The organism is Mesorhizobium sp. WSM3626, from assembly GCF_000513935.1.
Lineage (GTDB): Bacteria > Pseudomonadota > Alphaproteobacteria > Rhizobiales > Rhizobiaceae > Mesorhizobium > Mesorhizobium salmacidum.
Window position 1 is genome coordinate 55,405 of record NZ_KI911327.1, and the last position, 20,789, is coordinate 76,193.

The following is a 20,789-nucleotide window of genomic DNA, read 5'->3' on the forward strand; positions in this document are numbered from 1 at the left end:
GACTTCAACGCGACGGAGCTTCGCTCCCGCTTAGCCCAAGGGTGACCACATGGGAACGACTCTGGCCTGCTGAGGTTCCGGTCCGTCAAATCGCTGCTAGCCGTCGTCACCGCCGCTGCGCCGGCGGCAGCGCCAGTTCCAGTCGCGCTCGGGGCCGACATCGACATGGACCGATTCGGTGTGGCAGTAGGTGCCGACGCCGCCGCGGCCGGGCATGGTCCTGATGTAGCTCGCAAGCTCCCATTTGGAGACGCCGGGCACCTGGATGTCGGCGGCGGCGCAATACATGTGCAACGAATTCTTGGCGCCGTTGGCACGGCGGTTGCGGGCCGGGTCGCGATAGCCCGAGGTCACCATCATCTTGCGGCCGTAGTGGCCTTCGATCGTCTTCAGCACGCGCACCAGCGATGGCTTCAGGCAGGCGACGTCCACGCTCTCATTCTGCTTCAGCAGTCCGTTGGGCGCCAGGCGCGCCATGCCGGCCGCAGACGCAACCTGATAGCTGCCGCCCGAGCCTTCGTCCTCATTGAGGTCGACGTCGCTTTCGTCGTCGAGGCCGGATTTGCGTTTGATCTCGAACAGGGCTGTCTGGCGCACGCCAGGCAGGGCATCGCTACCCGTGATGTGACCGGCATCGTCCCCGGTCGAAGCCAACTGTATCGGCTTTGCCGTGGAATCGGCCGAGGCCAGTGTGATGATCGGCTTTGCTGCCGCCGGGGCAGGCTTGGCCTGCGCGGCAGGCTGTTCGCCCGATCGTGTGTTGACCAGCGGAGCGGGTGTTGCCGAAGCGGGGGTGGCGCCAAACATCGAGGCCAGGAAGCCTTTTTTCTTCGGCGCCTCAGCTTGCGGCGCCTCGCCAGCGGTCACATAAACCGGATTGTTCATTACCGGTGCCGCGGCCGGCTTCGGCGCCGTCGCGGCAGCATCGGCGGCGGCGATCTTCTGGGCGACCGCGTCGGTCTGCTGCGCCGTCTGTACCTGCTGCTGCAAGGACTGCGGCGTCTGACCCGCGATCGTTTCCGCGCTGGCTGGTATGGTGAGCGGGAAAGTGGCCCCAGGCTTGGCCATCGGTAGGTAGGCAACCTTTTCGGGGAGTGCCGTGTCGCTTTCGCTCATCACGGTCGTCTGCTCCGTCGCTACCTGCGACGACGAATCGGCGGCGAGGGGCTTGCCCGTGGAGGCGGCGTGGATGTCGGATGCGGAAGCATTGTAGCCGGGCATTCCGACCGACATTGCCGGATCGCCAGCCGACGTGCAGGAGGCCAGAAGCATCGAGCAGAACGCTGCCACGATGACGCGGCGTTCTCCCTTTGCGAGGCTCCATCCTGCTGATTTCAAAGTCAAATTCCCCCTCGATATCCGGTCGGTGTATCCTTGGCGCTGACTGGTATGTCTGCGTTAGGGTGCCCCTTGTCTCCGATCCGGAAACGAGACCTGTGTCAAATCAGCAAGCCTGTAAGTATTTTTGCAGCGATTGCCGAATTGCGGCTGCTTAGTGGTTGACGACACCATTTCGCCCGCTTTTGCGGGGGCGTCAACTCACCAGACATTACAGTCCGTTACACACGTACCTTGACATAGGTGCCGGGAGCATCGCCCAAGGTTTTCATATGCTTGCCGGGTTTGCGGGCAGCTACGCGGGTGTTGTCCTTGGCCTCTATCCAACTTTGCCAGTGCGGCCACCAGGACCCGGGATGGTCGGTTGCCCTTTCTACCCACTGGTCGAAGTCGCCTTTCGGCGGGCCGCCGGTCCAGTACTGATATTTGTTGGATGCGGGCGGATTGACGACGCCGGCGATATGCCCCGATCCCGCCATCACGTACTCGACCGGGCCGCCGAAATATTTCGAGCCGAGGAAGACGGACAGCGCCGGCGCGATGTGATCTTCCCGCGAGGCGAGATTGTAGACCGGGATGGTGACATCGCCGAGCGAGACCGTGTGGCCCGCAAGTTCCATCGTGCCGCGAGAGAGGTTGTTCTCGAGATAGCAGTTGCGCAGGTAGAACGAGTGGTTGGCCGCCGCCATGCGGGTCGAATCAGCGTTCCAGTAGAGCAGGTCGAAGGGCAGAGGATCCTTGCCGCGCATGTAGTTGTTGACGACATAGGGCCAGATCAGGTCGCCCGAGCGCAGCATGTTGAAGGCGGTGGCCATCTTTGTGCCGTCGAGGTAGCCCTTTTCGTTCATCGCCTTTTCCACCGCCGCGACCTGTTCCTCGTCGACGAACACTTTCAGGTCGCCGGCATGGGTGAAGTCGACCTGTGTGGTGAAGAAGGTCGCCGACTTGATGCGGTCGTCGCCTTCTCCAGCCATCAGCGCCAGTGCCGCCGCCAGCAGCGTGCCTCCGACGCAGTAACCTATGGCGTTGACGTCGCGCTCGCCGGTCGCCTTCTCGATCGTGTCGAGGCCGTATTGCAGGCCTTCCCGGATGTAGGCTTCCCAGTTCTTGGCGCCATGACGTTCGTCCGGATTGATCCAGGAGATGACGAAAACGGTGTGGCCTTGCTCGATGGCCCAGCGGATGAAGGATTTCTGCGGGTTGAGGTCGAGGATGTAGAACTTGTTGATCCAGGGCGGGCAGATCAGCAGCGGGCGTTTCAACACTGTCTCGGTTGCCGGATCATACTGGATAATCTCGGCGACGTCGCTGCGGCCGACCACCTTGCCGGGCGTCGTGGCGATGTTCCTGCCGATCTCGAAGGGCGAATAATCGGCCTGGCGCAATTTCAGGTCGCCCTTGCCGGCGGCGATGTCCTCGGCCAGCATCTTCATGCCGCGCACCAGGTTTTCGCCGTTGGAGGCGACGGTTTCGCGAAACAATTCCGGATTGGTCAGGATGAAATTGGATGGCGAGATAGCGTTGGATACCTGCTTGACGTAGAAGCTCGCCTTATGGCGGGTATGCTCGTCCAGGCCTTCGGCGTGCTCGACCAGTTCGGACGCCCAGCGCGAGGTGACGAGATAGGCCTGCTTGAGGAAATCGAAGAAGGCGTTGCGGCCCCATTCCGGATCCTGGAAGCGCTTGTCGCCGCGCTCCGGCTTGACGGCATCGTCGGCACCCTCGGCGTTCGGGCTGACGCGCTGGATGGCGTTCGCCCAAACCGTCATGTAGCCCGCGAACAGCCGCGTCTGCGCTTCGAGCGCACGCTGCGGATCGGCAAGCCAGTATTCGCTGAGCTTCGAGAAGGTCTTGACCATGTCGACGACCGGCTCGGCGACGTGGTCGCGCACCTCACCCTTTTCGCGCGGTTCGGCCCAGGCGGACGCCGCCTTGCCGGCCTGCTCGATCATCCGCGCCATGTTCAGCGCGAAGCGTTCCGGGTCCTTCACCAGATATTGCTCGACCGTCGAAGGTCCGCCATCTTCCGCTTTGCCCGAATCGGGTGTTTTGGACATGGTTCGCGGGGTTCCTCCGGAAGCGTTTTCTTGACATATTAACATGGGACATCCGACAGGGTCCAATCTCGCTCTACCCCGGCTGCCAAGGAAACAATATGACGATTAAGTTTGGCGAGACTGTTTTTTTCGGTGCCGGCCACTTTTGCCGCATCGGCGCGGCAATCATGCTTCTGGGGGTTGCTGGATGCTCGAGCACGAATACCGGCGGTCCGGTGCCGATGGCCACCGACGCGGGTCCGAAGGACACCGGTACCTTTCCGAACCTGAACATCCCGCCGCAAGTGGCGGCGAAACAATTCACCGAGACCGAGAAGAACGCCAAGCTCGCCCAACTGAAGGCCGACGAGAACGGGCAAGGCGCCAAGAGCGGCGGCGCGGCCGTCACCAACCAGGCGGCGCTGACCGATCTCGCCAAGAAACATGGCCCGCAGACGCTGAAGCAGATCGAAGGCAAATGCGACCCCGCCCTCGACCCTACCTGCAAATGAGTATATAGCGCGCGCCCAACGCTCCCTTGCTGTCTGGAACTGCCATGGAAGAATTTCACAAGGTCCGCCGGCTTCCGCCTTACGTGTTCGAGCAGGTCAACCGGCTTAAGGCCAGCGCCCGTTCGCGCGGTGCCGATATCGTCGACCTCGGCATGGGCAACCCGGACCTTCCGACGCCCAAGGCCATCGTCGACAAATTGTGCGAGGTGGTGCGCGATCCGCGGACGCACCGCTATTCCTCATCGCGCGGCATTCCCGGCCTGCGCCGCGCCCAGGCAAACTACTATGCCCGCCGCTTCGGCGTGAAGCTCAACCCCGACACCCAGGTGGTCGCCACGCTTGGCTCGAAGGAAGGTTTCGCCAACATGGCGCAGGCGATCACCGCGCCCGGCGACGTGATCCTGTGCCCCAACCCGACCTATCCGATCCACGCTTTCGGCTTCATCATGTCGGGCGGCGTCATCCGCTCGCTGCAGGTCGAGCCCGATGATGGCTTCATTCCCGCGCTCGAGCGCGGCGTCCGCCATTCGATCCCGAAGCCGCTGGCGCTGATCCTCAACTATCCGTCGAACCCGACGGCGCTGGTCGCCTCGCTCGATTTCTACAAGGACGTGGTGGCCTTCGCCAAGAAGAACGACATCATCATCCTGTCCGACCTTGCCTATTCCGAAATCTACTTCGACGGCAATCCGCCACCCTCGGTACTCCAGGTGCCGGGCGCCATCGATGTCTGCGTCGAGTTCACCTCGATGTCGAAAACCTTTTCCATGCCCGGCTGGCGCATGGGCTTCGCCGTCGGCAATGAACGGCTGATCTCGGCGCTGACCCGGGTCAAATCCTATCTCGATTACGGTGCCTTCACGCCGATCCAGGTGGCCGCCGCGCACGCGCTCAATGGCGACGGCGCCGACATCGCCGAAGTGCGTGATATCTATCACAAGCGCCGCGACGTGATGGTCGATGCGTTCGGCCGCGCCGGATGGACCATTCCGGCACCGGCGGCCTCGATGTTCGCCTGGGCGCCGATCCCGGAGCCGTTCCGACATCTGGGATCCCTCGAATTCTCCAAGCTGCTCATCGAGCATGCCGACGTTGCGGTGGCGCCCGGTGTCGGCTTCGGCGAGCATGGCGACGATTTCGTGCGCGTGGCGCTGGTCGAGAACGAGCACCGGATCCGCCAGGCGGCGCGCAACATCAAGCGCTTCCTGTCTGCCAGCGCCAAGCAGCCCAACAATGTGGTGCCGCTTTCCGCCCACCGCTAAATACAAATTCGATCTGATTTGAGGGGCGCCGCCTTCCATGGCTGAAGCACTGCGTGTTGGAATTGCCGGACTTGGCACGGTCGGTGCATCGGTGGCGCGCGTGTTGCGCGACAAGGCGGCGGAGTTGACCCGCCAATGCGGGCGCGACATCATCGTGTCGGCGGTTTCGGCACGCGACCGGAAACGCGACCGTGGCACCGATCTGAGCTCCGCGAACTGGTTCGACGATCCGGTGAAGATGGCACAGACCGCCGAGATCGACGTTTTCGTCGAGCTGATCGGCGGCGATGAGGGGCCGGCGCGTGCCTCTGTGAAGGCGGCGCTCGAAGCCGGCCGCCATGTCGTCACCGCCAACAAGGCGCTGCTTGCCAAGCATGGCGTGGCGCTTGCCGAAATCGCCGAGAAGAAGGGCGTGCTGCTCAACTACGAGGCCGCGGTGGCAGGTGGCATTCCCGTCATCAAGACGATGCGCGAAGCGATGGCCGGCAACTCGGTCAGCCGTGTGTTCGGCATTCTCAACGGCACCTGTAACTATATCCTGACGCGGATGGAGGCCGAGGGCGTCTCCTTCGACGTCGTGCTGAAGGACGCGCAACGGCTGGGTTATGCCGAAGCCGATCCGACCTTCGACATCGAGGGCCATGACACCGCGCACAAGCTGTCGATCCTGACCAGCCTTGCTTTCGGCACCAGGATTGCCGCCAACGACATCTACATGGAAGGCATTTCCAACATCACCCAGGCCGACATCCGTGCGGCAGGCGATCTTGGCTACCGGATCAAGCTGCTCGGCGTCGCCCAGCGTACCGAAAGCGGCATCGAGCAGCGCGTGCATCCGACCATGGTGCCGACGGCTTCCGTCATCGCGCAGGTGCATGGCGTCACCAATGCGGTGGCGATCGAGACCGACATTTTGGGCGAATTGCTGCTCTCCGGTCCCGGCGCCGGCGGCAACGCCACCGCCTCGGCGGTCATCGGCGACGTCGCCGACATCGCCAAGAGCCGGCCTGGCTTTCAGCATGGTCCTGTCTTCGGCCTGCCGGCGAAGGAGCTGAAACCGTATAAGAAGGCGCAGATGCGCAGCCATGCGGGCGGTTACTTCATCCGGCTGACCGTGCATGACCGCATTGGCGTGTTCGCAGCAATCGCCAAGCGCATGGCCGACAATGATATTTCGCTGGAATCGATCGTCCAGCACGCGGTCAGCGGTGAGGCGGCGGCGCAGAAGACGGTGATCCTCGTCACCCACGAGACCACCGAGGCCGCCGTGCGCAGGGCCGTCGACGGCATCACCAAGGACGGCCATCTGACCGACAAGCCGCAGGTCATCCGCATCGAGCGAGCAGGGTAGCAGCGGCCTCGTCGTCGCGGGCACAACCACCGGCGGCGCATTTCCGTTCTGTGAGGATCCCGCTGCCGCCCGGAACGAATTGGCGTCGGCACCGTTCTCTTGGTCAGCAACCAAGGGAGCCGCTTCATGGCTGATACCAACAAATCCGGCCCTCCTGACATCGAGGACATCCAGAAGACGCTGGAAAAGCAGATCGCCGACCTGCGCAAGGAGATCACCAAGATCAACAAGAGCATTTCGGCGCGCAGCGCGGAAATGCTCGAAGACGCCAGCGAACAGGCATCGGATTTCTACGATACAGCCGCTTCCCGCGCCTCGCGGACAGCGCAGCAGTTGCGCAGCCAGGCTCAGTCCGTTTCAGAAGCCGCGCGCGAAAATCCGGGCACGACGACCGCAGTGGTTGGCGTGATCGGCTTACTTGGCTTCCTGGCCGGCCTCGCGATCGGCCAGTCGATGAACGACACGCCGCGCCGCTGGTACCATTAGCCACAAGGGCGGCCAGCTTGGCCGGCCGCACCATCTCGCTACGTTTTTCAACACGGCCGTCTCGGGGAGGGTATCATGGCGTCGTCCATGCTGATCGGCATTCTCATTACATTCCTGGTCATTATCCTGGTTCTGTATCTCGTCCAGCGACTGCCGCTCGACGCCAGGATGAGACAGATCGTGCAGATCATCGTCATCATCATCGGCATTGTTTCGCTGCTCAAATACCTCGCGGTTTTCTAGGCTGCGAGGAACGGGAATTTCCCGTTTCGTATTGGCCCGGGTCGTCTCGAACCGGGTCGGCATTGTTTCAGGAATGCGGTTCAATCGATTGATATTGCTGTCCTTTCGATAAAGCTGCCGGCAGGTCTTGCCGTTGTCATGCTCGTTTGACAAAACAGGCGCGCCTCCGGCGGGAGGCGGCATCAAACGAGGATTTGCCGAAATGAATGTGGCCCAGAACATCGTCGCCGGCCTTGACCGGATACTCACCATGGAACTGGTGCGCGTCACCGAACGGGCCGCCGTCGCGGCGGCCCGGCTGCGCGGCCGCGGCGACGAAAAGGCCGCCGACCAGGTCGCCGTCGACGCCATGCGCGAGGAACTCAACCGCCTCGCCATCAAGGGCACGGTGGTGATCGGCGAGGGCGAGCGAGACGAGGCGCCGATGCTCTATATCGGCGAGGAGGTCGGGACCGGCAAAGGCCCGGCGGTCGATATCGCGCTTGATCCGCTCGAAGGGACGACAATCTGCGCCAAGAACCTGCCGAACGCGCTTGCCGTGATCGCGATCGCCGAAAAGGGCAGCCTGCTGTTCGCGCCCGACGTCTACATGGACAAGATCGCGGTCGGTCCGGGTTACGCCGAAGGCGTCATCGACATCGATGCCACGCCGGCCGAGAACATCGCCAGCCTCGCCCGGGCGAAGGGTGTCGCTGTGTCCGATATCACGGCCTGCATCCTCGACCGGCCGCGCCACGCCAAGCTGATCGACGCCGTGCGTGCCACCGGCGCCGCGATCCGGCTGATCGGTGACGGCGACGTCGCCGGCGTCATCCACACCACGGACCCGGAAGAAACCGGCATCGACGTCTATCTCGGCACCGGAGGCGCACCGGAAGGCGTTCTGGCCGCGGCCGCCCTGCGCTGCACCGGCGGCCAGATGCTAGGCCGGCTGATCCTCGACACGCCTGAGAAGGTCGCCCGCGCGGCAAAGATGGGCATTGCCGATCCGAAGCGGGTTTATCGGGCAGAGGACATGGCGCGCGGCGATGTGCTGTTCGCGGCCACCGGCGTCACCGACGGCAACATGCTGGCCGGCGTCAAGTTCGGCCGAACCTACATCACCACGCATACGATCGTGCTGCGCTCATCGTCGCGTACCGTGCGGGAGATCAAGGCCCGGCACCAGGATCTGGATAAGTTCTAGACCTGCTTGCGAAGCCGGGCCGCAGTTGTTAGCCATTGGCTGCATCTGAACCTGGCCGCGCAAGGACTAACGATGAAGGTGTTCGACTGGCACGCGGATCCGGTTTCGCGTGCCACTCCTGTCACGAAATCCTACCGCAACACCCAGAACGTGCGCCGCTTTCTTACCCGCGAATGCGGCGACACGTTCAGGTTCGATCGACCCTTCATGGCATCGCTCAAGGATGGTCGGGAAAAGACGATGGGAGATGCAGCCGACGAGTGGGTCCGGCGCCAGGCTGAAAAGCGGAAAGCGTAGTTTTTCTTGAATTCTTCTGCGACGCCTGCATGTCGTTATCCCAAAACCGCTGCACACTTTTGGGCGACATGCATTATCCTGCCGCCAACCATGAGTTGGCAAAGCGCATGATGGGCGACAGGCGCCTCTTCCTCGATGTCAGGCAGTCGGCGACCGGTCTCTCCTGGGAGCACCGGCTGACCGAACGGCAGGACATGATCGCGCTTGCCATCGCGCAGGGTCATGGCGTGCCCGACATCGTCGCGCGCGTTCTTGCCGGACGCGGCGTTGCCGTCGATGAGACCGAGCGGTTTCTCGACCCGACGATCCGTGACCTGTTGCCGAATCCGGCCTCGCTGACCGACATGGACAAGGCTGCCATCCGCATCGCCGCCGCCGTCGTTGCCCGGGAGAAAATAGCGATCTTCGGCGATTACGACGTCGATGGCGCGGCCTCGTCGGCCTTGCTGAAGCGGTTTCTCACGCATTTCTCGGTGCTGTCGGAAATCTATATCCCGGATCGTATTTTCGAGGGCTACGGTCCCAATCCCGACGCCATGCGCGAATTGGTTTCCCGCGGCGCGACGCTGATCGTCACTGTCGATTGCGGCACCAACAGCGCCGCCTCCGTCGAGGCCGCCAAGGAGGCGGGCGCCGATGTGGTGGTGCTGGACCACCACCAGGTTGGCGGCGCGCTGCCGGCGGCGCATGCCGTCGTCAATCCAAACCGCGACGACGACCTTTCCGGACAGGGTCATCTCTGTGCCGCCGGCGTGGTCTTTCTCGCTCTGGTGCAAACCGCGAAGGTGCTGCGCGCGATGACCGACGCCACGCCGCCGGATCTGCTTTCGCTGCTCGATCTCGTCGCGCTTGCCACCGTCTGCGACGTGGTGCCGCTCACGGGCGTCAATCGCGCCTTCGTCGTCAAGGGCCTGCAAGTGGCGCGGCAGCAGAAGAATGAAGGGATGGCTGCCCTTGCGCGGGTGTCACGCATCGGCGAGCCGATCAGCACCTTCCATCTCGCCTATCTGATCGGCCCGCGCATCAATGCGGGCGGGCGCATCGGCGATGCGGCGCTCGGCAGCCGGCTGCTTGCAACGGACGATCCGGTCGAGGCGCAGACCATCGCCGAGACGCTCGACCGGCTGAACCAGGAACGGCAGCTGATGGAGCAGGAGATGCTCGCCGCCGCGCGCGCCGAGGCCGATGCCGAGCTCGCGGGCGGCAGCGGTCCGGCAATCGTCGTCACCGCCAGCAACAACTGGCACCCCGGCATTGTCGGCCTGCTTGCCTCACGACTGAAGGATCACGCTCGGCGGCCGGCCTTCGCCATCGCCTTCAACGCCAACGGCACCGGCACCGGCTCGGGCCGTTCGGTGTCGGGTTTCGACCTTGGCCGGCTGGTGCGCGAAGCCGCCAATGCCGGGCTCATCGTCAAGGGCGGCGGCCATGGCATGGCTGCTGGCATCACCGTCGAGCGCGCAAGGCTGGGCGAGCTCAGGGCCTTCTTCGAGGAGCGGGCGGCCGCCGACGTTTTCCGGTTGCAGGATGAGGAAACCCTGTCCATCGATGGCGCGCTTGCCGCGGAAGGCGCGACGCTAGGCCTGCTCGACGCCCTGGAGAAGGCGGGCCCTTTCGGCGCCGGGCATATCGCGCCGGTTTTCGCTTTGCCGCGCCATCGGCTCGTCGATATCAGGCCGGTCGGCACCAATCATATTCGCGCCGACTTGCAGTCGGAGAGCGGCGGCCGCATCCAGGCGATCGCCTTTCGCGCCGTCGACACGGTGCTTGGCGAATTCCTGTTCAAGAACCGGGGCAAGACGATGCATGTCGCCGGCTCGCTGTCGGGCAATCACTGGAACGGCAACCGTACGGTGCAATTTCGCATTATCGATGCCGCACGGGCGTAGGCGCGCGGCGGAAACCGGGCAATTCAGCCGGCCGGCGCATAACGCAGCAACGCCAAGTTCTGCGTCATCCAGTCCGGCGACATAGCCGTGCAGCTACGTCAATACGGATAGACAATTTGGCCATTGGCGCTTCGCTCCATCTCTCGAACAAGCATAGCCAATTGCAGAATGCGACCTCGGAACGACCGGTCGACTCTCGTTTTCAAAATCCGGGTGGGGAGCGAACAGTCCGCGAAACTGGCCTATTGAACCAAGGTCGCAGAAGTGCCTGTGGAGCCTGTAAGGTTTCGAGCTAGACGCTCAAGGGTTAGCGCCCCCTCATTTAGAGGGTACGGCCCGGCAAGCATACCGTCAAAAACGAAATCGCCTAAACGGGTGTCTACTTGTATTTCGTTGCCAAGTCGCCGAATGATCTCGTCTCGAAGCGCTACAGCGTCAGGCAAAAGTTGTGTTTGCCACTCGTGACGGTGACGGTCCGACCGAGCGAGCAGTTCTTTTGTATGCGCCTCCCAGGTCTCCCGGTCGGACGTTCTCCGCGTCATGATTCCGGAGTCTTCAGATTTAAATCTGTTTTGCATCTCTCTCATCTGCAGTGCAACGTCCTCAACCCGGAGCCGCAACTCATGGTCCGTTAGGGCCGACAGATTGGATGTAGATGTCGATGGCGGGGGGAGTTCTCTAACCTGTTGCTGCTGGGTCAGTTCGTGGACCTGAACTTGCTCGACCAGCTTTTCAACTCGGCGAAAGCTAACCTCTGACTCCCCATGTTTTATATGAAGGTTTGGCAGCAGTCTGGATATCTCGGCGCGAAAAATGTACGCTGAAAACGCAATTGCTGCCGGCCATCCAAGTGAGGCCAATGCCTGAACAATGGCGGCAGCAAGTCCCCAACCGTTCGTGACTTCTGGCAAAGCTTTCTCCCCCAAATGCTTCGCCTACCAAACCACCGAAAACCATCATGGACAAGCTGACGCCCGTTAAACTTCCCGGTGAGATGCTGTGGGGCAAAAATAGCTCAAGAGCGTCAATGATTTCTCGAACGAATGCAGTCTAGGCGAGAACCGTCTGCAGCCGCGTCAGTTCGCCGATCTGCGCCATCGTGGCCTGATAGCCGAGCTGGATCGCCTCGTCGGCCCTGTGGAATTCGGTGAGGCCGATATGGCTGAGCTTGGGCTGCAGCGACATGTCGGGCGGATCGCCGGCAAGCCTCGCCCGTGAAATGCGGTCCTGGATGATGTTGAAGGCTTCCACCATCACGCCGGTGATGCCCAGGCGCGTCTGGTGCGATTGGTGCTGGGAATTGACCTGGCCGGGCCTTGGCGCATCCTTTTCGATAACCAGCTCGCCGGCACTGTGTTTGATCACGGCGGCGCGGCCGAACAGGTCGTAGTGGAGGTTGACCGCCACGACGAGCGGCTGCTCGTAGGCGCGGCAGACCGAAACGGGCACCGGATTGACCAGCGCTCCGTCGACCAGCACGCGGCCGTTGCAATCGACCGGCTCGAACACGCCCGGCAGCGCGTAGGACGCGCGCATGGCCGTGATCAGCGAGCCGCTCGACAGCCAGATCTCGTGGCCGGTGCGGATTTCCGACGCGACGCAGACAAATGGCTTGGGCAGATCGTCGAAGCGGATACCAGCCACGTGCTCGCGCAGGCGCGCGTCCAGCTTCATGCCGCCGAAGAGGCCGCTGCCGCGCAGGTTGAGATCGAGCAGGCCGAAGATGCGCCGCCTTGTGAGGCTCCGGGCGAACTCTTCCAGCTCATTCAGTTTGCCGGCGAGATAACAGCCGCCAACCAGGGCACCGATCGAGGTGCCGGCGATCATGGAAACCTCGATGCCGGCTTCATCGAGCGCCCGCAGCACGCCGATATGAGCCCAGCCTCTGGCGCAACCGCCGCCGAGCGCGAGCGAAATGCCGGTTTTCTTTGGAGATTTTGTCGCGGATGCGCCGCCGGCCGAGGACAGGCCGTTGGCCTCCCTGACATCTGGTCTGTTAGGCAATGACGCCCATTCGAGCATCATGATCTCCCTTGTCCCAGGCTACTATACGGATGGGCCGTATCGAAATGATGAATCTATGTGATCGGTGTGAGGCAGAAGGTTCAAGCTGATGGCTTTCGATAGGTGTTTTCCGCATCGAACAGCGGCTTGCTGCCGTCGTCGACAAGCGTCCCCTTGCCGTCGATCAGCCCCACCGTCCGATAAAAGCATGAACGCCGGCCAGTGTGACAAGTTGCGTCGTGGCCCAACACTTTGACGCGCAACCACATGGCGTCCTGGTCACAATCCGTGAGCATCTCGACGACACGCTGGAAATTGCCCGAGGTTTCGCCCTTCTTCCAGAGTGCGTTGCGCGAGCGCGACCAGTAATGGGCAATGCCGGTCTCCAGCGTCAGCGCCAGCGCCTGCGCATTCATATGCGCAACCATCAGCAGCATGCCGTCGGCGGCATCGGTTACGACGACGGTGACAAGACCAGCGGCATCGAAGCGCGGCGAGAACACCGTGCCTTCTTCCAGGATATTCTTGTCCGAGGGAGCTTTCGGAAATTCCAGTGCCGACATTGCCGGTCCATTTTCCTGTTGACCGTGACGTCGGCAGGGGCTTACGCCCTGCCGCCGCGCACCATGGTGACAAAACGAACCTGCTCTTCGGGCGTATCCTTGAAAACGCCGGTGAAGGTGGAGGTCAGCGTGGTTGAGCCCTGCTTGCGGATGCCGCGCATGGCCATGCACATGTGCTCGGCCTCGATCATCACCGCAACGCCGCGCGGGTTGAGCACGTCCTGGATGACACCGGCAATCTGCGCGGTCAACGCTTCCTGCGTCTGCAGCCGATGGGCGAAGATATCGACGACGCGCGCGATCTTGGACAGGCCGACGACCTTGCCGTCGGGCAGATAGCCGACATGCGCCTTGCCGATGATCGGCACCATGTGGTGCTCGCAATGCGAATGGAACTGGATGTCCTTGACGATCACGAGATCGTCGTAGCCGGCGACCTCCTCGAAAGTACGGCCAAGCTCCTCGGCTGGGCACATATCGTAGCCGCCGAACATTTCACGGAACGCCTTGGCCACCCGCTTGGGGGTATCGATCAAACCCTCGCGATCCGGGTTGTCGCCGGTCCAGCGCAGCAATGTGCGCACGGCGGCCTCGACTTCGGCCTCGCTCGGGCGGTCGGTGACCGGCTTTTCCATATAGGCCGACTGGGGCATGAGTTTCTTGATGACGGCATCCATAAAAGGCGTCTCCCGTAGTCCCTCTCTCAGGAGGAACGAGTTGAACGGACCACGACCTTTCGGTGTCGGAAACTCGCCCCGTTTCCAGCCCCGTAAGCGGCGTGAACTTCCCGGCAAGGACAGTGGCTCTCGCCGCCTTGTCGATACCGGACTGCCAGCATTATATATGGTCGTGCCGGGCGAATGAAAGACGCAACAACGGCAATCGCTGTTTGCTTGGCGGCGACGGATTGGAAAATAATGATCAACGACGTCTACAACGCGAAAATTCTCGGTTTTGCCGGAAACATCGCCCGCATCGGCCGGCTCGATCATCCCGACGCGACCGCGAAGGCGCATTCCAAGCTGTGCGGGTCGACCGTTACCGTCGACCTCAAGATGGAGGACGGCGTGGTCACCGACTTCGCCCACGACGTGAAAGCCTGCGCGCTCGGACAGGCATCGTCCTCGATCATGGCGCAACATGTCGTCGGCGCCAGTGCCGAGGAATTGCGCGCGGTGCGCGAGACCATGCTGAAGATGCTGAAGGAAAACGGCGCGCCACCCGAAGGACGCTTCGCCGACCTCGGCTATTTGGAGCCGGTGCGCGACTACAAGGCGCGCCATGCGTCGACCATGCTGACCTTCGACGCCGTGGTCGACGCCATCGGCCAGATCGAAAAGAAGCGCGCAGACGAAGCGGCCTGAGCGTGGGCTTTGACCTTACGGTTATTGCATAAGTGATCGGCCGTGCCCTGGCGGGACCCGCCCGCCGTGGCCGCCCATTATGATTTGTGGCGCGACATCGTCGTCACATTCAACCCGGCAGACGATCCGGCGGCGGGACATCCGCCTCTGGACGTCAACGACCTCGATAAACTTCTCGAAAAATACAAGAAGGCAAAGTAGCCGGATCCTGCCAGGCAGCGGCTCAGGCCGGAGCTTTCAGCGCGCGCCGATCAGGCGGTGGGAACTTCCACATTGTCGATCAGCCTGGTTTTTCCCAGCCAGGCGGCAGCGAGAACGCGGCCCGCTCGGTCGTGCCGCCATGGCGTAAGTGTCAGGCTTTCGCGGGCCTTGACGTAATCGACCTTCTGGAAGCCGGCCGCGATCAGGGCGCGGCTTGCGTTGGCGATCGTTTCCTCTTGACCGGCGCCCGCCGCCAGCGCCGCCGCCGCCTTGCGCAGGATAAGGTTGAGCTGGCGCGCGATCCGGAGTTCGGCTTCATCGAGATAGGCGTTGCGCGACGACATGGCGAGGCCATGCGCATCGCGTATGGTCGGCGCGCCGATGACTTCGACAGGCAGGTCGAGGTCGCGGCAAAGCTGCCTGACGACGCAAAGCTGCTGATAATCCTTTTCGCCAAAGATGGCGACGTCGGGTGCAGCCTGCAGGAGAAGCTTGGCCACCACGGTGGCGACGCCGTCGAAAAAGCTGGGGCGAAAGTCCGTTTCGAGCCCGGCTGACGGGCCGCCGACCGAGATTCTCGTGGCAAAACCGGCGGGATACATCTCCCTGACATCAGGCGTGAAGGCAAGATCTGCCTTGGCCGTCGCCAGCATGTCGAGGTCGCGCGCCAACTGGCGCGGGTACTTGTCGAGATCCTCGCTCGGCGCGAACTGCGTCGGATTGACGAAGATCGACACCACGCAGCGATCCGCTCTTTCGAGCGCGATCTTGATCAGCGAAAGATGCCCTTCATGCAGTGCGCCCATGGTCGGCACCAAGGCGATGCGCAGCCCATCGCGCCGCCAGTCGCTAATTCGCGCGCGAAGTGCGGCAACGCTGTCGACCATGTCGGGCCGGCTCATGATTCATCCCCGCCATTTGTTCTCGAGAAGACGTGGGTGGGGCCGGGGAAATCGCGGTCCCGCACCTCCGATGCATAGCGCTCGGCGGCATGCTCGATCACACTGCGCAGGTCGGCATATTGCTTGACGAATTTAGGCACGCGATCGACTGTTAGCCCGACCATGTCGTCGATGACCAGGATCTGGCCGTCGCACTCGCCGCTGGCGCCGATGCCAATCGTTGGAATGGCGATGCGGCGGGTGATGTCCGCGGCGACCGTCTCTATCGTTCCTTCGATGACCAGGGAAAACGCACCGGCCTTCTCGACCGCGCTCGCGTCGGCGATCAGGGCGGCCACATTCTCGTCCGTGCGACCCTTGATCTTGTAGCCGCCATCCTTTTCCACCGATTGCGGCTGGAGGCCGATATGGCCCATGACCGGGATATCGGCGGCCACGATCGCCGCGATCTGAGCGGCCATGTCGACGCCCCCCTCGAGTTTCACCGCCTGGCAGCCGCTCTCGCCGACGATGCGCCGCGCCGAGGCCACGGCCTGCGCGGCTGAATCCTCATAAGTGCCGGCCGGCATGTCGACGACGACGCAGGCCTTGGCCGAGCCCCGCATCACGGCTTGGCCGTGCGCGATCATCATCTCCAGCGAGGCGCCCAGCGTCGTCTCATGGCCATGCAGGACCATGGCGACGCTGTCGCCGACCAGGAGCAGGTCGACATAGGGATCGAGCAGGCGGGCGATCGGGTAGGTGTAGGCGGTGAGGCAGACGATCGGCGTGCCGCCCTTGCGACGGCGAATCAGGTCGGCGCCGATGCGGATATCGGTGGTCGGCAATTGCGTGGCCAATCGTCGCCTCCTTCTACCCCCGGCCGGATAGGATTTCCATATGGGCGCGCAGAGCTTTAGAAAGAGCGGCAAGGCTTGGCAAGCGCGCATCCGGCCACCCCTTGGGATCACAGGCTTGTGTCGGGCCCTGGCGCGCCATTTGCGCGCTCCCCGTGGCAAAACCCTTGCCTTCCCGAAGGCCTGACGCCATAAGCAGGAAACGGGCGCCGCCAGCGCGAGGGTTCTGAGATGAAGACTTTCCTGACGCAGTTTTTCACCTGGTGGAACAGCCAGACGCTGGGAACGCGCCTGCACACCTGGCGGTACGGCAAGGAAGTCGGCCAGGACGAGGCCGGCAATGTCTATTACGAAGGCGGCATCGATTCGGAAGGCCGCACGCGTCGCTGGGTCATCTACCGCAACTATTCAGAAGCCTCGGCCATCCCGCCTGGCTGGCACGGCTGGATTCACCATCGGGTCGATGTCGCTCCCCCTAGCGATGACTACAGGCCGCGCGACTGGCAAAAGCCGCATTTACCCAATCTGACCGGCACGCCAGCGGCCTATCGTCCGAAGGGCTCGCTGCTGACCAATCAACATCGCCCGCAGGTCACCGGCGATTACGACGCATGGACGCCGGGGTCGTAACGGCGCGGGTTGTAAGGTGCAGGCCGGTCCTTTATCGCCACAATTGGTGTTTAGCTGCTTGCTGATCAGAAAACGGCGACTAGCCTTGGCGATCGACGGAATCACCTGGGCGCAACCACCGGTACCCCTGCATGAGCTTTTTCAACCGGATATCGACAGGCGGCCTGACGCTAGCCGCCAGCCTCGTCGTCAGCACCGTCGCCTTTTCGGCTTCGCCCGCACCTGCACCCGCCGCTCCGGCGCCGACGGCGCCCGCGGGATCGGATCGCATCACCAACCCGGTCGCCGAGTTCGCTGGCATCGACAAGATCACCGGCCGCATCATTACTTTTGATGTCTATATCGACGAGACTGTGCAGTTCGGCGCCCTGCAGGTTACGCCACGCGTCTGCTATTCCCGGCCGGAGAACGAAGAGCCGAAGACCGACTCCTTCGTCGAGGTGGACGAGATCACGCTCGACCGCAAGATCCGCCGCATCTTCACTGGCTGGATGTTCGCCGAAAGCCCGGGTCTCAATGCCGTCGAACATGCCGTCTATGACGTCTGGTTGAAGGCGTGCAAGCAGAAGTCGGATGTGCCGGCGCCCGATGCTGGCAAGAGTGGTGCGACCAAGGCCGACGGGGCGAAAACCGACGCTTCGAAGCCAGTCGCAACCCAGTCTGCCTCGGCCAAGCCAAAGCCTACGGTCAGTCCGGACGCGGCACAGCCCGACGACGCCGCGGAACCGGATACGACGGACAACAACTGATCTCTTGGAACCGCCATGGCTGGCGCGCGTTGGACCATCACCACACGCGTGGAGGACACGCCAATGTCGGACAGCAAGCGGATCATGGCCAACAAGGCCGAGTTGCTGGAACTCGAAAAAGGGTTCTGGACCGGTGACGCTGCCTATTATGCTGCCAATGTCGACACCGAATGCCTTGTGGCGTTTCCGCAGATGGCACAGGCGATGGACAATGCCGATCTGGCCAAGACCGCAACCAAACCCAACCGCTGGCGCGACCTCGACATCGAGCTCAAGGGAATAATCGAACCCGGTAGCGATATCGTCATGCTGACTTACGAAGCGCGCGCTACGAGGGAAAATGGCGAGCCCTATGCAGCGCTGGTCAGCACCGGCTACGTCCATCGCGCCAACGGCTGGAAGATGATGTTCCATGCGCAGACGCCGCTCGCGGCCACCGCCAAATAGGCCTTGATCCCTACGGAAAAAAGACCGCTTCACCTTTCAGCGCGTCGGCCAGCATCTTTTCGTATTTGCCGCGCGGCACGTCGACGGCGCCGAAGCGCTTGAGGTGTTCGGTGGTGAACTGCGTATCGAGCAGCGCGAAGCCCCGAGCCTTCAGGCGCTCGACGAGATGCACCAGGCAGGTCTTCGACGCGTCCGTCTCCTTGGAAAACATGCTTTCGCCGAAAAACACCCGCCCCAGCGAGACTCCATAGAGCCCGCCGACCAGACGCCCCTCGCGCCAGGCTTCGACCGAATGGCAGTGCCCCATACGGTGCAACTGCACGTAGGCCTCGCGGATCGGCGCATTGATCCAGGTCGAGCGGCGCTCTTCGCGCTTCTCGGCACAACCGTCGATCGTCGCCTCGAAATCGAAATCGAAACGAATTTCGAATGCGTGCTTGCGGATCGTCTTCTTCAGGCTTCTGGGTGTGTGAAAACCTGTGAGCGGGATGATGCCGCGCGTCTCCGGCCGCACCCAGAAGACCTCCGGATCACCAGCACTCTCGGCCATCGGAAAGACGCCCGAGGCGTATGCCTTGAGCAGAAGGTCGGTGGGAATGCGATAGCCTGGCGCGTAGGGTCGGGTCATCGCGTCATCATAGCGCTAAGTTGGGCTATTCGCCCTTGGCCAGATATTTTTCCAGCCAATGGATGTCGTAGTCGCCATTGGCAATGTCGGCATTACCGACGAGATCGCGAAACAGCGGCAATGTCGTTTTGATCCCGTCGACGACGAATTCATCGAGCGCCCGCCGCAGCCGCATCATGCATTCGACGCGGTTGCGTCCATGCACGATCAGCTTGCCGATCAGGCTGTCATAGTAGGGCGGGATCTTGTAGCCGGAATAGACACCGGAATCGACGCGGATGCCGAGGCCGCCGGGCGTGTGGAAATGGGTGATCGTGCCGGGTGAGGGGGTGAAGGTGCGCGGATCCTCGGCGTTGATACGGCATTCGATGGCGTGGCCGTTGAACTTGATGTCTTCCTGCTTGACCGAAAGGCCGCCGCCGGAAGCGACGCGGATCTGTTCGTGGACCAGATCGATGCCGGTGATCGCTTCCGTCACCGGATGCTCGACCTGGAGGCGCGTATTCATCTCGATGAAATAGAACTCGCCATTCTCGTACAGGAACTCGATGGTGCCGGCGCCCGAATAGCCGAGATCGGCAATCGCCTTGGCGCAGATGCCGCCGATGCGCGACCGTTCCTCGGCGTTGAGCGCCGGCGAATTGGCCTCTTCCCAGACTTTCTGGTGGCGCCGTTGCAACGAACAGTCGCGCTCGCCGAAATGCACGCCGCCGCCGAAGCCGTCGCCGAACACCTGCACCTCGATGTGGCGCGGCTTCTCCAGATATTTCTCGATGTAGACCGCGTCGTCGCCGAAGGCCGCGCCGGCTTCCGAGCGCGCCGTCTGCAGGGCGATTTCGAGGTCTGCCTCGGTATGCGCCACCTTCATGCCGCGTCCCCCGCCGCCGGCCGACGCCTTGATGATGACGGGATAGCCGATCTCGGCGGCGATGCGCCTGGCTTCCTTTTCTTCGGTCACCGCGCCATCGGAGCCGGGCACCACCGGAATGCCGAGGCGCTTTGCCGTGCGCTTGGCCTCGATCTTGTCGCCCATGATGCGGATATGGTCGCCGGACGGGCCGATGAAGGTGATGTTGTGCGCCGCCAGGATGTCGGCGAACTTGGCGTTCTCCGACAGGAAGCCGTAGCCCGGATGCACGGCGTCGGCGCCGGTGATCTCGCACGCCGCGACGATCTGGTGGATGTTGAGATAGCTGTCGCGCGACGGCGGCGGACCGATGCACACGCTTTCGTCGGCGAGCCTGACATGCATGGCGTCAGCGTCGGCGGTCGAATGCACCACCACGGTCTGTATGCCGAGTTCCTTGCAGGCGCGCAGCACCCGGAGCGCGATTTCGCCGCGATTGGCGATGAGGATCTTCTGGAACATCAGGTCCGCTCTATTCGATCACGACGAGCGGCATGCCGTATTCGACCGGCGTCGCGTCCTCGAACAGGATCGCCGTGACAGTGCCGGCGCGCGGCGAGGGGATCTGGTTCATTGTCTTCATCGCCTCGATGATCAGCAGCGTCTGGCCTTCCTTGACCTTCTGGCCGATCTCGATGAACGGCTTTGCGTCAGGAGACGGCGCCAGGTAGGCGGTGCCGACCATGGGCGAAGGGACGGCGTTCTTCGACACGTCGACAGTCGCCGGGGCAGCCGCCGTTGCAGATTGGGCGGCCGCTGCCGGGGCATAGGCCGGTTGCGGTGCGGCGATCGCATGGACGGTGGGCGCCTGCCGTGACACCCGAACCTTCAGGTCGCCGAGTTCAACCTCGATCTCGGTCAGGTTGGTGTCGTTCAGTATGCCCGCCAGATCGCGGATCAGTTGCTGGTCAACACCGGTCTTCTTTATCGACATTTTCGAGCCTTCTGTTTGTTGGCC

At 62.7% G+C, this 20,789-nt stretch carries 24 protein-coding genes; 13 read left to right on the forward strand and 11 right to left on the reverse strand.

Translation table 11 applies throughout. The features are described 5' to 3' along the window. Positions 1–96: 96 nt before the first annotated feature. Together M653_RS0131440 and phaC are read right to left on the reverse strand one after the other, a co-directional pair. Positions 97–1,344 carry a YcbK family protein gene (locus tag M653_RS0131440; RefSeq protein ID WP_032936627.1) on the reverse strand — a complete coding sequence of 416 codons (1,248 nt, stop codon included), beginning with the start codon at positions 1,342–1,344 and terminating at the stop codon, positions 97–99. Between the two features lie 215 nt (positions 1,345–1,559). Next, on the reverse strand, positions 1,560–3,395 hold the full coding sequence (gene phaC / locus M653_RS0131445) for a class I poly(R)-hydroxyalkanoic acid synthase (RefSeq protein WP_027146829.1): 1,836 nt from the start codon (positions 3,393–3,395) through the stop codon (positions 1,560–1,562). A gap of 98 nt (positions 3,396–3,493) precedes the next feature. Between phaC and M653_RS01000000134210 the strand changes: the two genes are divergently transcribed. The 8 genes from M653_RS01000000134210 (at position 3,494) to recJ (ending at position 10,600) form a co-directional block, all read left to right on the forward strand. After that, entirely contained in the window at positions 3,494–3,886 is a 393-nt protein-coding gene (locus M653_RS01000000134210) for a hypothetical protein (protein ID WP_027146830.1), read from the forward strand. A gap of 44 nt (positions 3,887–3,930) precedes the next feature. Next, entirely contained in the window at positions 3,931–5,148 is a 1,218-nt protein-coding gene (locus M653_RS0131455; RefSeq protein WP_015317568.1) for an LL-diaminopimelate aminotransferase, read from the forward strand. A 37-nt stretch (positions 5,149–5,185) separates the two neighbouring features. Beyond that, the gene (locus M653_RS0131460) at positions 5,186–6,499 is read left to right on the forward strand and encodes a homoserine dehydrogenase (protein WP_027146831.1); all 1,314 of its coding nucleotides are present in this window, start codon (positions 5,186–5,188) and stop codon (positions 6,497–6,499) included. Between the two features lie 126 nt (positions 6,500–6,625). Next, the gene (locus M653_RS0131465; RefSeq protein WP_027146832.1) at positions 6,626–6,985 is read left to right on the forward strand and encodes a hypothetical protein; all 360 of its coding nucleotides are present in this window, start codon (positions 6,626–6,628) and stop codon (positions 6,983–6,985) included. 75 nt (positions 6,986–7,060) lie between these two features. After that, positions 7,061–7,228 (forward strand): Thivi_2564 family membrane protein, encoded by a 168-nt coding sequence (locus M653_RS1000000136500; RefSeq protein WP_084637105.1) that lies wholly within the window; start codon positions 7,061–7,063, stop codon positions 7,226–7,228. Positions 7,229–7,430: 202 nt separating this feature from the next. Beyond that, the gene (gene glpX / locus M653_RS0131475; RefSeq protein WP_027146833.1) at positions 7,431–8,414 is read left to right on the forward strand and encodes a class II fructose-bisphosphatase; all 984 of its coding nucleotides are present in this window, start codon (positions 7,431–7,433) and stop codon (positions 8,412–8,414) included. Positions 8,415–8,486: 72 nt separating this feature from the next. Continuing rightward, positions 8,487–8,711, forward strand: coding sequence for a DUF6434 domain-containing protein (locus M653_RS0131480; RefSeq protein WP_027146834.1), 225 nt, complete (start codon positions 8,487–8,489; stop codon positions 8,709–8,711). A 107-nt stretch (positions 8,712–8,818) separates the two neighbouring features. Beyond that, positions 8,819–10,600: a single-stranded-DNA-specific exonuclease RecJ gene (gene recJ / locus M653_RS0131485; protein ID WP_027146835.1), complete on the forward strand. Its 1,782-nt coding sequence runs from the start codon at positions 8,819–8,821 to the stop codon at positions 10,598–10,600. A gap of 242 nt (positions 10,601–10,842) precedes the next feature. On the opposite strand, the gene M653_RS0131490 is transcribed toward recJ, so the two are convergent. The 4 genes from M653_RS0131490 to folE all read right to left on the reverse strand — a co-directional run bounded on the left by M653_RS0131490 (position 10,843) and on the right by folE (position 13,844). After that, complete coding sequence (locus tag M653_RS0131490; RefSeq protein ID WP_156938333.1) at positions 10,843–11,511, reverse strand: hypothetical protein; 669 nt, start codon at positions 11,509–11,511, stop codon at positions 10,843–10,845. A gap of 139 nt (positions 11,512–11,650) precedes the next feature. Beyond that, positions 11,651–12,622, reverse strand: a complete 972-nt coding sequence (locus M653_RS0131495) for a patatin family protein (protein ID WP_027146837.1) — start codon at positions 12,620–12,622, stop codon at positions 11,651–11,653. An 83-nt stretch (positions 12,623–12,705) separates the two neighbouring features. Further along, entirely contained in the window at positions 12,706–13,167 is a 462-nt protein-coding gene (gene hisI / locus M653_RS0131500) for a phosphoribosyl-AMP cyclohydrolase (RefSeq protein ID WP_027146838.1), read from the reverse strand. 41 nt (positions 13,168–13,208) lie between these two features. Continuing rightward, the gene (gene folE, locus M653_RS0131505) at positions 13,209–13,844 is read right to left on the reverse strand and encodes a GTP cyclohydrolase I FolE (RefSeq protein ID WP_027146839.1); all 636 of its coding nucleotides are present in this window, start codon (positions 13,842–13,844) and stop codon (positions 13,209–13,211) included. 240 nt (positions 13,845–14,084) lie between these two features. On the opposite strand from folE, the gene M653_RS0131510 reads away from it, so the two are divergent. Together M653_RS0131510 and M653_RS1000000138190 are read left to right on the forward strand one after the other, a co-directional pair. Beyond that, on the forward strand, positions 14,085–14,531 hold the full coding sequence (locus M653_RS0131510) for an iron-sulfur cluster assembly scaffold protein (RefSeq protein ID WP_015317578.1): 447 nt from the start codon (positions 14,085–14,087) through the stop codon (positions 14,529–14,531). Between the two features lie 66 nt (positions 14,532–14,597). Next, positions 14,598–14,732 (forward strand): hypothetical protein, encoded by a 135-nt coding sequence (locus M653_RS1000000138190; RefSeq protein ID WP_280940129.1) that lies wholly within the window; start codon positions 14,598–14,600, stop codon positions 14,730–14,732. 50 nt (positions 14,733–14,782) lie between these two features. Here M653_RS1000000138190 and panC read toward each other — a convergent pair whose 3' ends face one another. Then, positions 14,783–15,634, reverse strand: coding sequence for a pantoate--beta-alanine ligase (gene panC / locus M653_RS0131520; protein ID WP_027146840.1), 852 nt, complete (start codon positions 15,632–15,634; stop codon positions 14,783–14,785). Continuing rightward, positions 15,631–16,473: a 3-methyl-2-oxobutanoate hydroxymethyltransferase gene (gene panB, locus M653_RS0131525; RefSeq protein ID WP_027146841.1), complete on the reverse strand. Its 843-nt coding sequence runs from the start codon at positions 16,471–16,473 to the stop codon at positions 15,631–15,633. Before panB ends, panC begins: the two co-directional genes overlap by 4 nt. Positions 16,474–16,701: 228 nt before the next feature. On the opposite strand from panB, the gene M653_RS0131530 reads away from it, so the two are divergent. The 3 genes from M653_RS0131530 to M653_RS0131540 all read left to right on the forward strand — a co-directional run bounded on the left by M653_RS0131530 (position 16,702) and on the right by M653_RS0131540 (position 18,296). Further along, a complete protein-coding gene (locus tag M653_RS0131530) occupies positions 16,702–17,100 on the forward strand; it encodes an NADH:ubiquinone oxidoreductase subunit NDUFA12 (RefSeq protein WP_027146842.1) in 399 nt (132 codons plus the stop codon). A 131-nt stretch (positions 17,101–17,231) separates the two neighbouring features. Then, positions 17,232–17,849, forward strand: a complete 618-nt coding sequence (locus M653_RS0131535) for a DUF2155 domain-containing protein (protein ID WP_027146843.1) — start codon at positions 17,232–17,234, stop codon at positions 17,847–17,849. A 63-nt stretch (positions 17,850–17,912) separates the two neighbouring features. Beyond that, on the forward strand, positions 17,913–18,296 hold the full coding sequence (locus tag M653_RS0131540) for a hypothetical protein (protein WP_027146844.1): 384 nt from the start codon (positions 17,913–17,915) through the stop codon (positions 18,294–18,296). Positions 18,297–18,306: 10 nt separating this feature from the next. Here the strand turns inward: M653_RS0131540 and aat are convergent, their stop codons facing one another. From aat to accB, 3 genes are read right to left on the reverse strand one after another with little or no spacing between them, the layout of a single operon-like run. Then, positions 18,307–18,924: a leucyl/phenylalanyl-tRNA--protein transferase gene (gene aat / locus M653_RS0131545; protein WP_027146845.1), complete on the reverse strand. Its 618-nt coding sequence runs from the start codon at positions 18,922–18,924 to the stop codon at positions 18,307–18,309. Between the two features lie 25 nt (positions 18,925–18,949). Further along, positions 18,950–20,293, reverse strand: coding sequence for an acetyl-CoA carboxylase biotin carboxylase subunit (gene accC / locus M653_RS0131550; RefSeq protein WP_015318039.1), 1,344 nt, complete (start codon positions 20,291–20,293; stop codon positions 18,950–18,952). Between the two features lie 10 nt (positions 20,294–20,303). Further along, on the reverse strand, positions 20,304–20,765 hold the full coding sequence (gene accB, locus M653_RS0131555; RefSeq protein WP_027146846.1) for an acetyl-CoA carboxylase biotin carboxyl carrier protein: 462 nt from the start codon (positions 20,763–20,765) through the stop codon (positions 20,304–20,306). Positions 20,766–20,789: the final 24 nt, after the last annotated feature.

Excerpts from the sequence above, each read along its gene's own strand:
- folE (WP_027146839.1), bottom strand. The coding sequence starts at position 13,844 with ATGGATGCCGTCATCAAGAAACTCATGCCCCAGTCGGCCTATATGGAA.
- M653_RS0131455 (WP_015317568.1), top strand. The coding sequence starts at position 3,931 with ATGGAAGAATTTCACAAGGTCCGCCGGCTTCCGCCTTACGTGTTCGAG.
- accC (WP_015318039.1), bottom strand. The coding sequence starts at position 20,293 with ATGTTCCAGAAGATCCTCATCGCCAATCGCGGCGAAATCGCGCTCCGG.
- M653_RS0131535 (WP_027146843.1), top strand. The coding sequence starts at position 17,232 with ATGAGCTTTTTCAACCGGATATCGACAGGCGGCCTGACGCTAGCCGCC.
- hisI (WP_027146838.1), bottom strand. The coding sequence starts at position 13,167 with ATGTCGGCACTGGAATTTCCGAAAGCTCCCTCGGACAAGAATATCCTG.
- M653_RS1000000136500 (WP_084637105.1), top strand. The coding sequence starts at position 7,061 with ATGGCGTCGTCCATGCTGATCGGCATTCTCATTACATTCCTGGTCATT.
- M653_RS0131530 (WP_027146842.1), top strand. The coding sequence starts at position 16,702 with ATGAAGACTTTCCTGACGCAGTTTTTCACCTGGTGGAACAGCCAGACG.
- M653_RS01000000134210 (WP_027146830.1), top strand. The coding sequence starts at position 3,494 with ATGACGATTAAGTTTGGCGAGACTGTTTTTTTCGGTGCCGGCCACTTT.
- panC (WP_027146840.1), bottom strand. The coding sequence starts at position 15,634 with ATGAGCCGGCCCGACATGGTCGACAGCGTTGCCGCACTTCGCGCGCGA.
- glpX (WP_027146833.1), top strand. The coding sequence starts at position 7,431 with ATGAATGTGGCCCAGAACATCGTCGCCGGCCTTGACCGGATACTCACC.
- M653_RS0131460 (WP_027146831.1), top strand. The coding sequence starts at position 5,186 with ATGGCTGAAGCACTGCGTGTTGGAATTGCCGGACTTGGCACGGTCGGT.
- recJ (WP_027146835.1), top strand. The coding sequence starts at position 8,819 with ATGATGGGCGACAGGCGCCTCTTCCTCGATGTCAGGCAGTCGGCGACC.
- phaC (WP_027146829.1), bottom strand. The coding sequence starts at position 3,395 with ATGTCCAAAACACCCGATTCGGGCAAAGCGGAAGATGGCGGACCTTCG.
- aat (WP_027146845.1), bottom strand. The coding sequence starts at position 18,924 with ATGACCCGACCCTACGCGCCAGGCTATCGCATTCCCACCGACCTTCTG.
- accB (WP_027146846.1), bottom strand. The coding sequence starts at position 20,765 with ATGTCGATAAAGAAGACCGGTGTTGACCAGCAACTGATCCGCGATCTG.
- M653_RS0131540 (WP_027146844.1), top strand. The coding sequence starts at position 17,913 with ATGTCGGACAGCAAGCGGATCATGGCCAACAAGGCCGAGTTGCTGGAA.
- M653_RS0131510 (WP_015317578.1), top strand. The coding sequence starts at position 14,085 with ATGATCAACGACGTCTACAACGCGAAAATTCTCGGTTTTGCCGGAAAC.
- M653_RS0131495 (WP_027146837.1), bottom strand. The coding sequence starts at position 12,622 with ATGCTCGAATGGGCGTCATTGCCTAACAGACCAGATGTCAGGGAGGCC.
- M653_RS0131480 (WP_027146834.1), top strand. The coding sequence starts at position 8,487 with ATGAAGGTGTTCGACTGGCACGCGGATCCGGTTTCGCGTGCCACTCCT.
- M653_RS0131465 (WP_027146832.1), top strand. The coding sequence starts at position 6,626 with ATGGCTGATACCAACAAATCCGGCCCTCCTGACATCGAGGACATCCAG.